The sequence below is a fragment of the Kribbella sp. NPDC048928 genome (genome assembly GCF_043197975.1).
In the GTDB taxonomy this organism is placed as follows: domain Bacteria; phylum Actinomycetota; class Actinomycetes; order Propionibacteriales; family Kribbellaceae; genus Kribbella.
In genome coordinates, this window is sequence record NZ_JBICUC010000015.1 from 16,086 (window position 1) to 32,008 (window position 15,923).

General features: G+C 70.0%; 11 protein-coding genes. 4 read left to right on the plus strand and 7 right to left on the minus strand.

Annotated features, from left to right (window positions below):
* Window positions 1-28: 28 nt before the first annotated feature.
* Together ACGFI6_RS40785 and ACGFI6_RS40790 are read right to left on the minus strand one after the other, a co-directional pair.
* Window positions 29-1,342, minus strand: a complete 1,314-nt coding sequence (locus ACGFI6_RS40785) for an SWIM zinc finger family protein (RefSeq protein ID WP_393128079.1) — start codon at window positions 1,340-1,342, stop codon at window positions 29-31.
* Window positions 1,335-4,130, minus strand: a complete 2,796-nt coding sequence (locus ACGFI6_RS40790) for an SNF2-related protein (protein WP_393128080.1) — start codon at window positions 4,128-4,130, stop codon at window positions 1,335-1,337. Before ACGFI6_RS40790 ends, ACGFI6_RS40785 begins: the two co-directional genes overlap by 8 nt.
* Window positions 4,131-4,252: 122 nt before the next feature.
* Here ACGFI6_RS40790 and ACGFI6_RS40795 point away from each other — a divergent pair, with 122 nt between their 5' ends.
* The gene (locus ACGFI6_RS40795) at window positions 4,253-5,221 is read left to right on the plus strand and encodes a zinc-binding dehydrogenase (protein ID WP_393128081.1); all 969 of its coding nucleotides are present in this window, start codon (window positions 4,253-4,255) and stop codon (window positions 5,219-5,221) included.
* Window positions 5,222-5,319: 98 nt separating this feature from the next.
* Here the strand turns inward: ACGFI6_RS40795 and ACGFI6_RS40800 are convergent, their stop codons facing one another.
* Entirely contained in the window at window positions 5,320-6,648 is a 1,329-nt protein-coding gene (locus tag ACGFI6_RS40800) for a diguanylate cyclase (protein WP_393128082.1), read from the minus strand.
* Window positions 6,649-6,766: 118 nt separating this feature from the next.
* On the opposite strand from ACGFI6_RS40800, the gene ACGFI6_RS40805 reads away from it, so the two are divergent.
* Window positions 6,767-6,955 (plus strand): DEAD/DEAH box helicase, encoded by a 189-nt coding sequence (locus ACGFI6_RS40805; RefSeq protein ID WP_393128083.1) that lies wholly within the window; start codon window positions 6,767-6,769, stop codon window positions 6,953-6,955.
* A gap of 68 nt (window positions 6,956-7,023) precedes the next feature.
* Here ACGFI6_RS40805 and ACGFI6_RS40810 read toward each other — a convergent pair whose 3' ends face one another.
* On the minus strand, window positions 7,024-8,268 hold the full coding sequence (locus ACGFI6_RS40810) for an MFS transporter (protein ID WP_393128084.1): 1,245 nt from the start codon (window positions 8,266-8,268) through the stop codon (window positions 7,024-7,026).
* A gap of 386 nt (window positions 8,269-8,654) precedes the next feature.
* Between ACGFI6_RS40810 and ACGFI6_RS40815 the strand changes: the two genes are divergently transcribed.
* A complete protein-coding gene (locus ACGFI6_RS40815; RefSeq protein ID WP_393128085.1) occupies window positions 8,655-11,225 on the plus strand; it encodes an MXAN_6230/SCO0854 family RING domain-containing protein in 2,571 nt (856 codons plus the stop codon).
* A 148-nt stretch (window positions 11,226-11,373) separates the two neighbouring features.
* Window positions 11,374-11,919: a hypothetical protein gene (locus tag ACGFI6_RS40820; RefSeq protein WP_393128086.1), complete on the plus strand. Its 546-nt coding sequence runs from the start codon at window positions 11,374-11,376 to the stop codon at window positions 11,917-11,919.
* 111 nt (window positions 11,920-12,030) lie between these two features.
* On the opposite strand, the gene ACGFI6_RS40825 is transcribed toward ACGFI6_RS40820, so the two are convergent.
* Genes ACGFI6_RS40825 through ACGFI6_RS40835 form a run of 3 tightly spaced genes read right to left on the minus strand, consistent with a single transcriptional unit; the run spans window position 12,031 to window position 15,850 of the window.
* The gene (locus ACGFI6_RS40825) at window positions 12,031-13,416 is read right to left on the minus strand and encodes a sensor histidine kinase (RefSeq protein ID WP_393128087.1); all 1,386 of its coding nucleotides are present in this window, start codon (window positions 13,414-13,416) and stop codon (window positions 12,031-12,033) included.
* Complete coding sequence (locus tag ACGFI6_RS40830; protein ID WP_393128088.1) at window positions 13,416-15,065, minus strand: FAD-dependent oxidoreductase; 1,650 nt, start codon at window positions 15,063-15,065, stop codon at window positions 13,416-13,418. The genes ACGFI6_RS40825 and ACGFI6_RS40830 overlap by 1 nt, the downstream gene beginning before the upstream one ends.
* Window positions 15,066-15,118: 53 nt before the next feature.
* Window positions 15,119-15,850, minus strand: a complete 732-nt coding sequence (locus ACGFI6_RS40835; protein ID WP_393128089.1) for a FadR/GntR family transcriptional regulator — start codon at window positions 15,848-15,850, stop codon at window positions 15,119-15,121.
* Window positions 15,851-15,923: the final 73 nt, after the last annotated feature.

Consider the following 15,923-nt stretch of genomic DNA (forward strand, 5'->3'; position numbering starts at 1 on the left):
CTCCCCAGGGTGAATCCTGGGTCGGAGCTTAGAGGAGGTCTTGGGGGTCGGGGGTGGGTGGGCGGGTGAGGGTCCAGTCGTTGAAGTGGTTTTCGAAGCGGTACCAGAGGTTGTCTTTGCCGAGGCGGAGTTGGAGTTTGCCGGCGGTGACGCGGTTGGCTTCGGGGATTGAGTGCGGGAGGGCGGCGAGGCCTTCGGTCAGGAGGTCGGGGTCTACGTCGTGTGGGGCGTCGACGGCGACGGCCAGGCCGTTGAGGCCGGCGTGGCGCCAGGCGGTGGCCCAGGTGGTGAGGCGGCGGGAGGGGATGCCGGCGCGGTGCGCGAGGTCCGTGAGCTCCGGCGTACCGAGGGCGGCCGCTGCTCTGCGCGCCAGGTCTTGCTCGAACGTCAGCGGTAGGTGGGTGTCGCCGGAGGCCAGCTCCCAGGCGCGGCGGGCGGCGTCGGTGGCGAGGGCGATCAGGTCGCGTACGTCGACGCCGGACGAACGCGGCGGATCGAGCACCTTCACCGCAGCCGGCGCACCTGGCGCCCCGAGCGGCCGCGGCGGCGCAGGAACAGGCACAGACCCGACAACCGCAACGCCGGGCTGGGGGACTGCGAGCTCGGGATCGGCGGTCGCGGCATCCGGTGCGGTGGATGGTGAGCGTGTAGCCATGTGGCGGGCAAAGGCTGCTATTGCGGGGATTCCTGCGGGTGGGGGAGTCCGGGGCGCAACGGGAGTGCTGGTGGTTCCACCGCGGCGGGTGCGGAGGGCTGCGAGCAGGTCGTCCTTGCCACGGCCGCGGAGGAGGAGCAGAGCGAACGGGTCGTCGTCCAGCGCGTCGGCGACCAGGTAGCAGACGGCCGCGGAGTGCTTGCACGGTACGGCGAAGTCCGGGCAGCTGCAGTTCGTCAGAATCTCGCCCGCACCAGGTAGCAGATCCAGCCCGGCTGCGCGTACGTCGTCCACAACCTCCGGCGGCAACTCGCCGTCGAGCAGCGCCGCAACCCGCCCGATCTGCGCCGACATGATGTCCAGCACCGCGTCCCACTCGTCCCCGGAGAACGCACGAATTCGAACCGTCACCTGGTACGGCGTGACGCGGCTGCCCTGCACCACCGCCTCGACCTCGCCAGCGCCGACCGTCAGCTCAACGACACTGCCGCGGCGCGCGTACGACCGGCCGCGCGACAGCCGCCCTGGATCGAGCCGCGCGCGATGTTCGAGCGCCTCCAACCACGCCCGGCCCCACCAGGTCGCCCCGAACGTCCGCCGGCTCCCCGGCCCGCGCGCCGCCGGCAACCCCGCGTCCTCACCCGTCCGCCGCCAGCCCTGCCACGGAACCCGGTCCTCGTCAGCCACCGGATTTCCCAACAGCAGAAGGGTTGTACGCACTTGCCGACCCGGATCGCGCCGGTCCGGTCGACAGCTCGACGAGCTCGGAAAGCTCGGTGTCCGACAACTCGCTCAACCACGCCTCGCCCGATCCGACGACCGCCTCCGCGAGATCGCGTTTCGCATTGATGACCGTCGCGATCCGGTCCTCGAGCGTGTTCTCGGTGACGAGCCGGTGGACCTGCACCGGCCGATCCTGCCCGATCCGGTACGCCCGGTCCGTCGCCTGGTCCTCGACCGCCGGGTTCCACCACCGGTCGTAGTGCACGACATGCGTGGCGCGCGTCAGCGTCAGCCCGACACCACCGGCCTTCAACGACAGCAGGAACACCGGCGCCGCACCGGACTGGAACTGCTCCACCATCTCCTCGCGCTTCCGCACGCCGATGCCGCCGTGCAGGAACAGCGTCCGGACCTGCCGCGCCGCCAGATGCGCCTCGATCAGCCGGCACATCTCGACGTACTGACTGAAGATCAGCACCGACTCACCCTCGGCCAGGATCACGTCGAGCAGCTCGTCCAGCGCCGCGAGCTTCCCGGATCGTCGCTCCAGTGGACCGCGCTCGTGCAGGAACTGCGCCGGGTGGTTGCACACCTGCTTCAGCTGCGTCAGCAGGCTGAGCACCAGCCCGCGCCGCGCAATCCCGGACGCCTCCTCGATCTTGGCGAGCGTCTCCCTCGCGACGGCCTGGTACAGCGTGGCCTGCTCGGTCGTCAGCGGTACGACGACGTCGTGCTCGGTCTTCTGCGGCAGCTCCGGCGCGATGCCCGGATCGCTCTTGCGACGGCGCAGCAGGAACGGCCGCGTCACCCGGGCGAGCCGCGCGGTTGCCTCCTCGTCGTGGAATCGCTCGACCGGTACGGCGACGTCGTGGCGGAACCGGTCGAGCGTGCCGAGCAGCCCGGGCGCCGACCAGTCGAGGATCGACCACAGCTCGGAGAGCCGGTTCTCCACCGGCGTCCCGGTCAGGGCGATCCTTGTTGCTGACGGCAACGTTCTGAGCGCGCGGGCGGTCCGGGAGAGCGGGTTCTTGGCGTGTTGTGCCTCGTCCGCGACGGCCAGGCCCCACCCGATCTCACCGAGCAGCCGGTGGTCCTGACGCACCACGCCGTACGTCGTGAGCACTACCTCGTCCGGCGCGAGATCGCTGAGCGTACGCCCAGGGCCGTGGTAGCGGCGGGTCGGTACGTCGGGTGCGAACCGCTCGAACTCGCGCTCCCAGGTGCCGAGCAGCGTCGACGGGCAGACCACGACCGTCGGACCGCGCCCCCTGAGCTGCAGGTGCAGCGCGATGACCTGGATCGTCTTGCCGAGGCCCATGTCGTCGGCCAGGCAACCGCCCAGACCGAGATTCGCGAGCTGTGCCATCCAGGCGACGCCGCGCCGCTGGTAGTCGCGCAGCGTGGCGCGCAGACCGACGGGGTCGGTGGCCGGCGCAGGCTCCTCGGCCGTCCGGAGTCTCGCCAGCATCTGGGCGAGCGAACCGTCGGCGTCGAACGGCACGAGCTCGCCCTCGGCCTCGATCGTGCCGGTCAGCGCAGCGCCGAGCGCCTCGGCGCCGGTGAGCTTGCGGGCAGATCCGTTGCGAAGGCGGCGTACGACGTCGTGGTCGACGCGGATCCAGCGGCCGCGCATCCGGATCATCGGGCGCTTGGCCTCTGCCAGTGCGGCGATCTCTGCCTCGGACAGGTCCTCGCCGTCGAGGGTCGGGCGCCAGCGGAACGCGACCAGGTCGTGCAGGCTGAAGTCTGGGCCGGTCACAGCGCCGGGCGTCGGAGTCCCCGCGGTGGCGCGGAGGGCGAGCTCGCCGGCGAACAACTCGGTCGGCCACAGAACCTCGATGCCGGTGTCCTCCAGCTCAGTGCTGCCCTCGGCGAGCTCCTCCAGCGCTGTGTCGTCGATCGGCACCTCCTCCGGCGCGGCATCGCGCAGCGCGGCACCGAGCGGCGGCCAGACGCGCGCCCCGCGACGAAGGGCGAGCAGCAGGTCCGTCTCGGCGCGTTCACCGAGAGCCGTCAGCACCGCGGCCGGCGCGTTCCACATATCGGCGACGTCGACGAGCAGGCTTGGATCCAGCCCACTGCGCAACTGCAGCACGGCGCGGAAGTCCTCGGCGGTTTCTGGCGGCTCGATGCGAAGGACCAGCCGCGTCCCTGCCTGCTCGGCCAGCGCGGTCTCGTCCAGCCAGGTGGTCGGACCGGGCAGAGCCGTCGGCTCCGAGGCGGCAAACGGAGCCGCCCCGGGACGAGTCGCCACCGCGGCGGCCGGCGTACGGACGATGGTGTCGGCCAGTGCGTCCCAGAACGCACGGATCAGGTGCTCGGGCTCGATCATCCGGATCGGGCGGGTGCCGGCGAGCGGAAGCGCATGCCCGTACGGCGACATGGCAGCGCCGAGGTTCCGCAGCCAGGCGAGGTCGATCGGGTCGAGCGGCGCGACCCGCCAAGCCCCGTACCCCTCCGGGCTCTGGTCCGGCACCAATCGGCCGCGGCCGATCAGGACGAGCCCGGCAAGCCCGGCAGACCGCCAGGCCGCCCAACTGGCCGACTCGTGTCCTGGGTCGGGAGCTGTCAGGCGGGTGAGAACCTCCTCGATCGACGGCAGGCGAGCGGGCACTGTCGTCCGGCGCACCACCGAACCGCGAGGCAGGACCAGCTCGACAGTCCCGTCGGCCGTCTCTCCGGCGAGGTCGCCGTACAGCGCCAACCGGCCCGCGCGCGGCGGGTCGGCGGGCACGAAGACGGCGTCGAACATGCCCCGAAGGTTACGCCGGGCGACCGACAGAAACTTGACCTGAACCAACGTTGAGGTTGCAGGCTCGTTCCAAGACCGGCGGAACACTCTGCCGTCGGTGACAGCGAGACGGAGAACCAGAGATGCGTGCAGCAGTCGTGACGGCGTTCGGCGGACCGGACGTGATCGAGACCCGTGAGGTCCCGGATCCGGTTCCCGGCGCGGGCCAGGTCCTTGTCGAGGTGGACACGGCGGACGTGATCTTCGTCGAGACCGCGATCCGGCGTGGCGGTTACGGGAAGTTCTTCGACGTCGAACCGCCGTACGTCCCTGGGAACAACCTCGGCGGACGCGTCCGCGCGGTCGGCCCCGACGTGCCCGCGGACTGGATCGGCAAGACGGTGGTCGGCCGGTCGGAGGGCTTCGGCGCGCACGCCGAACTCGCCGTCATCACCCCTGAGGTCGAACTGCCGCCCGGGCTCGACCTGCAGACCGCGGTCGCGGTGTACGGGGACGGCCTCACGGCACTCATGCTCGAGGAACTCGCACCGTCGATGAAGGGTCAGGACGTCTTGATCACCGCCTCGGCCGGCGGCATGGGGCTGCTCCTGATCCAGCTTGCGCACGCGGCCGGCGCCCGGGTGATCGCGGCCGCCCGCGGCGAGCGGAAGCTCGAGCTCAGCCGCGCTCAGGGCGCCGACGTACTGATCGACTACAGCAAGCCTGGCTGGGACAAATTGGTGCTCGAGGCAACGAACAACCGGGGCGCCGGGATCGTGTTCGAAGGGGCCGGCGGCGAACTCGGCACGACCGCGTACCGCGTCACCCGCGACGGCGGCTGGATCTCCGCCCACGGAGCCCCCAGTGGCGGCTTCGCCACCATAGACCCTGCCGACGCCGAACGCCGCGGCATCACCGTTAAGGGCATCATGGACCTCCGCGCCGACTCCACGACCACCGCCGTCACCGGCGCCGACGTCATCGCCCGCGCAGCCGCCGGCGACCTCCGCCCCGTCATCGACCAGACCTACGACCTGGACCACGTAGCCCAAGCCCACCAAGCCCTGGAATCCCGAACCCTCCACGGCAAAGCCCTCATCCGCATCGCCTGACCACCCCTCCAGCGCAAACCGCTCCCTGGGAAGGGTTGGGGAGGATCTTCCACCCGATTCGGGACAAGATCCTCCCCGAACGCACTGGGTAGCGCAGGTTAGTCGGTGGCTGGTTCGTCTGCGCGGTCGGCGATGCCGGGCGGGTTGGGACGGGCGGCGACGATGCGGTTGCGACCGTCGCGTTTCGCGCTGAGCAAGGCGTTGTCGGCGGCGAGGATCAGCCGATCCATCGTGTCGGCGACCTCGGGGTAGACGGCCGCGCCGATCGAGGCCGGCACTCCGCTGATCACGGTGCTGGTCGCGCTCGTCGTCTCGACCGCGACGCTCAGTGCGCTGAGCCGGTCCCGGATCCGTCCGGCGACCTCGAGGACTTCGCTCTCGGAGGCGCCCGGCAGCAGCACGGCCAGTTCGTCGCCACCGACGCGTGCCACCAGGTCACCCTGGCGTACCTCGGCGCGGATGCTCTCGCCCACCGCACGCAGCGCCTGGTCGCCGGCTGGGTGCCCGTACGTGTCGTTGATTTCCTTGAACTTGTCGAGATCGAGCATCAGCAGTCCGACGGTGCTCCGCAGGGACTCCGCCCGAGCGAGCTCCGCCGGGACCGCGCTGGCCCAATACGCCGGGGTCGCGAGACCGGTCTTCACATCCGTACCGGCCGCGCGCTGGAACTGTGGCAGCAGCAGATCGCGATGCAGCGTGAGGACCGTCACCATCAGGATCGGCACCACCCACGGGTACGACGCCTGCAACGCCGCGACCGCTACGCCGAGGCCGAGGCCGGCGACCACGACGAGCTGGTCGGCCAGATCGCCGAGCGCGGTCCGCGCAGTGGCGTCCGGTGACGACAGCAGGATCGCGCCGATCACCAGTGCGAAGTTCACCAACCACCAGGTGGTGGTGGCACCCAGAACCACCAGCAACGCCCACGGGCCGGTCGGTACGCGCGGCTCCGTCAGCAGACCGCCCGCGCGCAGCGTGGCCGCAGCCGCGGCGCTGGCGAGGATAAACGTACTGGCCGAGAACACCTTGCGGTGCGCGATTGTTCGTCCGTAGACGCGGATCCAGGAGTAGCTGTACGAGATCGCGACCAGTGCGACCACCAGGCTGAGCGGCAGCAGCAACACTCCGGCGAAGACCCACAGGCTCTTCAGGTTCGTGTATGGGGAACTGTTGGCCGCCATCTCGCGTCGGCGCTCGATTCCGCGGGCAGACTCCAGGTGCAGGATGGAGGCGGCCGTCAGCACGCCGAAGGCGAGCAACTCGGACCGGGACACACCGCCACCGGAGACTGTCGACCCCACGGCGAGGGCGGTGATGATGAGCGCAACCGCATCGACCCCGAGCACATACGACAGTGCGGGGCGCGGTAACGACCAGAGCTTCCACCGGCGGGGTGGCACTAAATTGCTCCGACCGATCAGAATCATGTGGCCTCACCCGGATAGACCTGAACGGTTATTCCGTAATAGTAACTGCCTGTTCACGCGAGGTCAGCACCGGCCCGCGTTTTGTTCCGTCCACCGGACGGCGAAGGAAGGAAGAACCATGGCGAAGATCAGCACCGGCAACGAGTGGTTCCGTGGCGGCAACGAGTGGTTCACCGGCGCCGGGAACGAGTGGTTCCAAGGCGGCAACGAGTGGTTCACCGGCGGTAACGAGTGGTTCCGCAAGCCGGGCAACGAGTGGCTCCGCAAGTCCGGCAACGAATGGTTTGTCAGCGGCAACGAGTGGTGATTGCAGAATTTCTTTACCAGCATTTTACGGAGCCCGATCGGGAGATGTTTGCGCGGATCTCCGGCGGCTCATCCGGCAGTCGTTTCCGTACTGCCGGTCCCGGCCTGGCGGGCACGTGCCCAGGCAGTGCCCGCCAGGAGGGCCGCGCAGGTACCGGCGGCCCCCAAGGTGCCCAGTGCGACCGAGGGGGACCACCGGTCGGCGAGCAGACCGGCCAAGAGGATCCCGATGCCCTGACTGCTCTTCAGGGCGGTGCTTGCGACGCCGAACGCCTGACCGCGCTGCGCGTCCGGGACCGCCTGGACGAACGCAGCGCTGGTCGGTAGGTGGTATGACGACGCCAGGCCGGACAACGCCCACAGTGCGAGGGTCGCCGGCAGGCTGAGCGCGCCGAAGCAGAACACCAGGGGCACGCATGCCAGGACCGCCAGCGGGCCGAGCAGACGCATGCGTTGCTCGGGCTGCAGCTTGGTGATGGCCCACATCCCGAGAACGGCGCCGGCCGGACTCGCGGCGAGCAGGAGTCCCGCTGCGGTGGTGCCGTGGCCGATCTCGTGTGCGTACGGGACGGCGAGGCCCTCCACGGTGACGTAGAACCCGGCGATCGTCGCGAGGAGCACCAGCGTCCGCAACTTCGGCGTCCGGGCAACGAGGGACAGCCCCGCGCCGAGATCGCGGAAGTAGCTCGGCGTCGGCGCATTCGTGTCAACTCGCGGAACCGGTCGGCGGTGGACGCCGAACGCGACCAGCGCCGCGGACAGCAGGAAGGTCAGCGCGTCGAGCAGCATGCCGCCGGACGTCCCGACCGCGACCACGACCGCACCCCCGAATCCGAAGCCGAGGACCTGGCTGAATTGGACGACCATGTCGTTGGCGGCTTTGCCGAGGACGTAGTGGTCGCCGGGGAGTACGGCGGGCAGGGTGGCGGCGCGGGCTGCGTTGAACGGGGAGCCGAAGGCTTGGAGGCCAACCAGTAGAAGGATGACTGCCAGTAGAGGGAGGGCCTGGATTGCCATGCAGGCAACGAGGACTGCCCGGGCCAGGTCGGTGACGATCATCACAGTGCGGCGGGGGTAGCGGTCGGCGAAGCCGGCGAGGAGGGGGCCGAAGAGGAGATCGGGGACGTACGTCAGCGCGTACGTCAGCGCGGTCAGCCCGGCGGACTCGGTGCGGTCGAAGACCAGTACGGACAGGGCGACGCGGGCGATCTGGTCGCCGGCCACGGACAGCACGCCGGCCAGGAACAACGCCCGGAACTCCGCATGCCCGAAGACGTCGCGCCAACGCGCACGTTCGATCACCCCACCCGCCATACCTTGCAGATTAACCACATTCCGTGGCCTGACACCTCCCGACCGTGATCGGTTCGGGTCTGCGGCGGTACTTCAAGGGTTTGCCTGCGGCGCATCAGTGCCAGATCCCGTCCGGATCGGGGACCCGGTGGCGCAACATTTGGGTGAACGTTCTACTCTGGAGATCTCCGGTGGCGGGGTCTGGGCGGGGCGGCCCCGACCCTGCCACCGGAGCTCTTCTTTGCCGGCCCCTCGGTGGCCCGGCCCGCCGGAAACTGTCGGTGGCACCCGGTAGCGTTCTCAGTGCCAGGGGCGGCTCCTGGACGTGCTTCCTTCTCCTCTACCAGGCAAGTAGCGCGTCCGCTCTCCGCCCCTGGCGCCTTCGTCCCGACAGCTGGGGAGACGCGATGCCGGACCGATCAAGCGATCCGCGGGCCGCTGTTCTGCTGCGCCGCCGGCGGCTGGTCGACTCCACTGCGCTCACCCCACCGGTCCGGCGGTCCGCGTGGCAATGGTTGCGTCGCCCGTTGACGATCCAGGCGGGACTGTCCGCGTTGCAGGCCGACCTGGTCCAGCGCGGCCTGCTGCTCTCGGTCGGTCTCTATCGGTACTGCGCTTCGCTGTCGGCGCCCGCACTGGCCGGATTCGGCGGTGCGCTGCTCGACCTGCTCGACGCCGAGTCCGGGTTCGACACCGAGCACACGCCGCTGTTCCGCGGCTTCCCGGAGAGCGTGCCGGGCAACACCGAGACCTTCTACGTGAACAGGGTCTTCGCACGGTTGCTGCAGGAGCCGGAGCAGCCCTGTGTGCTTTGTGGCGACACCACGTCGGTGCATGCGGTTTCGCCGTGCGCGCACCTGGTCTGCCGTACGTGCTGGGACGGCTCCGACTTCAGTGCCTGCCCGCTGTGCCTGCGCCGCATCGACCCGGACGACCCGTTCCTGCAGCCTTCGGTCGACGAGGACCGGCCGGCGCACGTCCGGTCCGAGCGTCTGCGGCTGCTCGCACTGGCCACGGCCGATTCGGTGCGCCAAACGATCGAATCCCTGCTGGCGCGGCGCGCTCCGCTGTCCGCCGCGGATCGCGCGGATCTCCAGGTCCTGCTCGACGGCGCCGCCTCAGCCTGGCTCCCGGACGACATCCCGGTCCGGGAGACCCGGGCGCTCGTCCTCGCACACTTCCTGCCCGCGGAGCCGGAGCTGATCGACCGCACTGACACCGCAACCGATGTGCTGCGGCTGATCTACGCGTTGATGGACGCCGATCCCGGGTTGCGGACACCGCCGGCCCGCCGCCGATCGTTGCCGCGGGCAACACGACGGTTGCTGCTGCAGCGGCTCGACCGGATGCCGGTGGAGACCTTGGTCGAGGACCTGCTCCGGCACGAGCGAGCCTGGAAGCGGATCGCGGAGAACCTGCATCCGTTCGAGTTCGCGGCCTGCTTCCCGGTCGCGGCACTGGCGTTCGCGATCGTTCGGCGGACCGATCTCGACCTTGGGACCGCGGCCGGGCGGGCGGTGGCGGGCGAGGCGTCGCGGCATCCGCTGGTGCGGGTCGAGGACGGGCGCCTGGTCTTCACGACGTACCACTCACGCGTCGAGGGAGCGTTCGTGCAAGGGCGCCCGGACCAGGCGCTCGATCTGCTGCGCCAACGACCAGGCGAGCTGGTACGTCGACTTGTGCAACTGGCCCGAATGCTGCCCCCGGAGCAGCACGCCGCGCTGATCGAGGCCCTGACGACCGCGGTCTCGGACGTCTCGCCGGCCGTGATCACTGCCGCGCTCGGACAGGTCAGGACGCCGCCGGGCGATCTGCGACTGTTCTTCCCGCGGGGCGGGACGGCCCGGATCTGGACGTCGGTCGACGACCGCGAGCCGCTGCCCGGTGGGCTCGCCGCGGAGCTCTCTGCCGTACTGATCGGAGAAATGTTGCGCAGGGCAACTGGTCTGCCGCGCTGGCGGCGGGCGTTCCTGGACGAGGAGCTGTCCCGCCTGGCAGCGCCCGGTTCGGAGCGGAGCGCGTCGTCGAGTCTGCTGCGGATGACGCGGGGGAGTACGGTGCCGATCCCGCAGGACGAGCTGCTGCGGCTGTTCCTGCACTGGGTGCAGCCGCGGGACCGGCGGGTCGATCTCGATCTGTCGGTCGCGGTCTTCGACGAGGAGTGGGGCTTCGTCGGGCTGTGCGACTACACGCGGTTGCGGTTCGACGAGGACGCGCTGGTGCATTCCGGCGACCTCACATCCGCGCCAGGGCCGGGTGGGTCGACTGAGTTCGTGGACGTCGATCTGCGCGCGGTGCGCCGGGTCGGCGGGCGGTACCTGCTGCCGGTCGTGTTCAGCTACAACGACGTACCGTTCGACGAGTTGGAGCGCGGGTTCGTCGGGATGATGCGGCAACCGTCCGGCCTGTTCGATCCGGCCGCGGTCGAGGACCGGTTCGACCTGTGCGGGCCGGCGAAGATCCTGTTGCCGTTCGGCGTCGACCTGCACGCCAAGGACCTCCGTTGGTACGACGTGAACCTGAGCGCGGCCGGCTACGGCCACAACATCCGGCGGTTCGGCGGTCAGCTCGGGCTGATGGCGGCAACGCTGGAGGAGGTCCACGGGGCGGGCGACCGGGTCAGCCTGTGGGAGATCTGCTGCTGGCACGCAGCGGCGCGTACCGACGAGATCGCGGTCCGTTGCGCGGACGGCTCCGTGGTCGGCTATCGGCGCGGCGCGGGTGAGGAGCTCGTGGACTTCGCACGCCGGGTGACCGCGCGGCTTGAGCCGGACAAGACGTGGGACGAGGACTCCGCCGCCCGCGCGGATTTCGTCGCGGTGCTCGCCGGAGACGTCGTGACCCGCCCGGGGGCGGAAGTGTACGCGCTGCATCCGCGCCTGCTGGACCCTGCGAGCGTGGCGCTGGTCGACGCGCCGCACCTGCTGGCGGCGTTCGCCCCCGACAGCCGGGCCCGCGCGAGCGTACGCGCGATCTGACACTCGAGGGCGGGTGGCAGAGCCCCTTCACCCGGGAGTGTCTGAAAGTCGACTGAGAGGTTTTTGACAATTCGGTGACGGACGCGAGTCCGGTGCTTTGGTGCGGTCCCGCGCAGGAGTACAACGGAATTGGCGAAGGGAGCCACGAATGACGTACGACGTGGTGGTGCTCATCGAGCGGGAGATGAGCGAGGGCGACGCGCGCCGCGTTGCCGCCCTGTACGCGAAACGCGAGGAATCCGTCGACTACCACCTGCTGGTCTCCAGTCATCCGGAGAGCGGGATCGGTGGACCGATGGCGTTGCTCGGCTCGACGTTCGCGGACGTGGCCGGGATGACCGGCTCGGCGTCCGTGATCGGCTCGGCGCGGAGTCCGTCGGCACGGGTCAGCCCCGCGGGTGCCGGCCGGACACCGACGGCGACCTTGGCCGACCCGGCGGTCGATCTCGCCTCGGTGATCGAGCACAGCTCACGGCTGCTCCGGACGGCGAGCGGTTATCCGGTGCACGTCTCGATCACGCACGGTGAGATTCTGCTCGCGCTGATGCAGATGGTGAAGTCCACCAACAGCCAAGAGGTAGTGGTGGTCGCCTGGCCAGAGACCGCGGCCCGCTTCGTGTGCTCCGACTGGACCACGAAGGCCCGCAAGCTGCTCAAGGTCCCGCGCGTCCGCGTTCTCGAGCACGACCGCTGACCCGGACTGGCGACGTCGCTCGCTGAGCTGTACCGCCACGCAGGCAGAACCCGGGATTCCGGGCCTGGAGAGCGTTTGCCGACCGGGTTCTGCCTGCGTGGCGGTCCAGGATCACCGAGGTGGCTGGTGCGGGAGGCGGACCTGGACCGTGGTCTCGCCGGGGTGGGACGTGATCGCGATCGTCCCGCCGTGGTGTTCGGCAACGATCCGCTGGGCGATGTCGAGGCCCAGACCGGTGCCCTTCCCGACGTCCTTGGTGGTGTAGAACGGCTCGAACGCGCGAGCCGCGACCTCCGCGGGCATCCCGGCGCCGCTGTCGGTGAACTCGACCACGATCCGGTCGCCCTCGGCCCGCACACCGATCCGCAACGTGCCCGCGCCGTCCATCGCGTCGACCGCGTTGTCGATCAGGTTCGTCCAGACCTGGTTCAGCTCACCCGCGAACGCGTCGATCCGCGGCAGCCCGGTTCCGTACGCGCGCACCACCTCGACGCCGCCGCGGAGCTTGTGCCCGAGCATCACCAGGGTGCTCTCGATGCCTTCGGTGACGTCGATCGTCTGGATCGACCCGCGGTCCATCTGCGAGTACGACCGCACCGCCGCGACCAGTTCGGTGATCCGCCGCGTCGACTCCTTCACCTCACCGAGCAGCGTGGTCGCGGACAGCGTGCTGGCAACCCACTCCAGCCCGGCTCCCAACCCGTCGCCGAGTACGTCGGCGGCGCGCTCGCACCACTCCGGAGTGGCCCCGCCGGCCGCGAGCGGAGGCGCGATGAACCACGAACGCTCGACACCGTGGTCGTCGAGCCAGTCCGAGATCGTGTTCTCGTGATCGGCCAGGTCCACCGGATCCGGCGCGGCCGTACTCGTCCCGAGCTCCAACCGCAGCTCGTCGAGCGCACTGAACTGCGCCGCCGTGGCGTCGCCCTCCGCGAGCCCGCGCAGCGCCGACAGCAGCGTGACGCACGCGGTGTCGAGGGCGCTGACCGAACGGGACGCGGCCGCAGCCGGATTGTTGATCTCGTGCGCCAGCCCGGCCGCCAACGTACCGAGCGTGATCAGCGATTCCCGCTGCCGCGCGGTTGACTCGATCGCCCGCGCGGTCCCGTACACGCCCTTGATCAGGTGGCCCCCGAGCGGGAACCAGTCGTCGATCCGGTCCCGCAGTACGTCGGTGGGCACCCGGAGGAGCCGTCCTGCCGCGAGCCCGCGCCCGCTGGCGAGGTACAGGCCGTGCTCGTCCCATGCGCGGAACCCGCCGGCCCAGCGACCCGGGACGTCCATCTTGCCCATCACGGTGTCCTCGCGACCGATCTTGCGGTGCAGCGTGATCGCACCGTCGACGAGCACCCACCAGAAGTCCGCCGGCTCACCCTCATGGAACATGTCGGCACCAGGCACGATCGGCACCTCGGTGCTGCCCGCGATCAGCTCCTCGAGTTGCGCGTCGCTGACCCCGGCGAAGAGCGGGAGGTCGCGCAGGTCCCCGGCGTCCATCAGACGCTCGCCAGGTAGCGGTGCACGAGATAGATCGACATGGCGCCTTCGCCGACCGCCGACGCGACGCGTTTCATCGAGTCGAGCCGTACGTCGCCGGCCGCGAACACGCCCGGCACGCTGGTCTCCAGCGCGTACGGCGGCCGGCGCAGCGACCATCGATCCTGCGCAACCAGCTCCGGGCCGGTAACGACGAATCCCAACGCATCCCGTACGACCGAGTCGCCGAGCCAGTCGGTCCGCGGGATCGCGCCGACGAAGATGAACAGCCAGCCGGCGAGCACCTCCTCGACGCGCCCGGATGCGCGGTCGGCGAGCGTCAGCCCCTCGAGATGACCGTCGCCGCGGCAGCCGACCACCTCCGTACGGCAGCGGACCTCGATGTTGGCGGCCTTGGTGATCTTGTCGATCAGGTAGCGCGACATCGAGCTCTCGAGCGTCTCGCCGCGGACCAGGAGCACGACGCGCTTCGCGTACCGGGCCAGGTTGAGCGCCGCCTGGCCGGCCGAGTTCGCCGCGCCGACGATGTAGACCTCGTCATCCTGGACCTGGACGGCCTCGCTCGCCGTCGCGCCGTAGTACACGCCGCGACCTGTGAGGCTGGACAAGCCTTCGACATCGAGGGTGCGGTACGAGACGCCGGTCGCGACGATCAGTGCGCGGGCCTCGATCTCACCGGCTCCTTCGAGCAGTACGGCATGCACCGGTCCGCGGGACTCGACGCCGACGACCGACCGGGCCAGCACCATCTCCGCGCCGAACCGGGACGCCTGCGCCACGGCGCGCTGGGCCAGGTCGGACCCGGTCAGGCCGCGCGGGAAGCCGAGGTAGTTCTCGATCGCGGCACTCAGCCCGGCCTGTCCGCCCGGGGCCTCGCGCTCGACGATCACGGTGCTGAGGCCTTCGGACGCGGCGTACACACCGGCTGCGAGACCGGCCGGGCCGCCGCCGACGATGCAAACGTCGTACAGCGGCTGCTCGGCGCGGGTGCGCAGACCGAGTGCGGAGGCGAGGTCGAGCGTGCTGGGGGAGCGGAGCGTGTCGCCGTCCGGGATCAGGACCAGCGGGAATTCGTTGTCGGCGGCATCGGCGAGCTCCTTGAGGCGGAGGCCTTCGGCGTCGCGCTCCACGTCGTACCAGTGGTACGGCACGTGGTTGCGGGCCAAGAAGGTCTTGATGTCGTGGGCGCGGTCGGACCAGCGGTTGCCGACGATGCGTACGTCCGCGGTGTGCTCGGGGTTGGCCTGCTGCCAGTCGCCGAGCAGGTCGTCGACGACCGGGAACAGCTGGTCCTCGGGCGGGTCCCACGGCTTCAGCAGGTAGTAGTCGAGGCCGATGTCGTTGATCGCGTGGATCGCGACCTCGGTGTCCGCATACGCGGTGAGCAGCAGGTACTTCGCGCTCGGAGCGTGCTCGCGGGCGCGTTCGAGCAGCTCGATGCCGGTCATGCCCGGCATCCGCTGGTCGGTCGCGATCATCGCGATCGGCTGGTTGCGCAGCGCGAGTCGGGTCAGTGCGGCGAGCGCCTGGTCGCCAGAGGTCGCGCGGACGATCAGATAGTCGTCGCCGTACCGTCGGCGCAGGTCTCGGGAGATGGCGGCCGAAACCATCGGGTCGTCGTCGACAGTGAGAATCGCAGGTTTGCTCACGCGGTGCCCCCCACAGCAGTGAAGCGATCCCGTCAGAATGCCATGGGATCGCCTCAGTCCTCTATGAGCGCCCGCAAGGTTTCCTGTTCGGAGTCGGGCACGTACCCGGCGTAGTAGTCGAACATGTTCTGGCGGGCGATCCGGGCCGCGGCGTGGCCGTTGCCAGCCCGGATCGCGTCCACGACCTCGGCGTGGTGGTGCAGCGACTCGAGCATCAGGGCGCGGCTGTTCGGGGCGTGGGCGATCTTGTCCGAGATCAGTCCGAGGACGACGCCACGGACGACCTCGTTGCAGGTCTGGATCAGGGTGTTCCGGCTGATCTGCGCGATCAGCTCGTGGAACGCCAGGTCGGCCTCGCCGAACGCGTCGAAGTCGACCTCGATCGCGTCCCGCATCGCGACCAGCGTCGCCTCGAGCTCGTCGAGCTGCTCTGCGGTACGGAGCCGGGACGCGACCTGGATCGCGGCGCCGTCCATGATCATCCGGAACCCGATCAGCTCGCTCAGGGTGACCTCGTCCACCCTGGCCAGCCGGGCGACCTGCTTGCGGAGCGCGGCCTGGGAGAACGGCAGGATCTCCGGGCCGTTCGGGTCGCCGGGCCGGGAGCGGACCATGCCGTTGCTCTCCAGCACCCGCAGCGCCTCGCGCACTGTCGACCGGCTGACCGCGAACTGCGCGACCAGTTCACGCTCGCTCGGCAGCCGCTGACCGGGCGTCAGGTCACCACGGGCGAGGGCTTCCTCGACCTGCTCGACGATCCGCTGGTAGGCGCGGACGGGCTGCACGGGCTGAAACTGCGGACCCTTCGGCATCTCGGCACCCCAATCGTCTTGACACAGCGGTGTGGTCCGACAAACC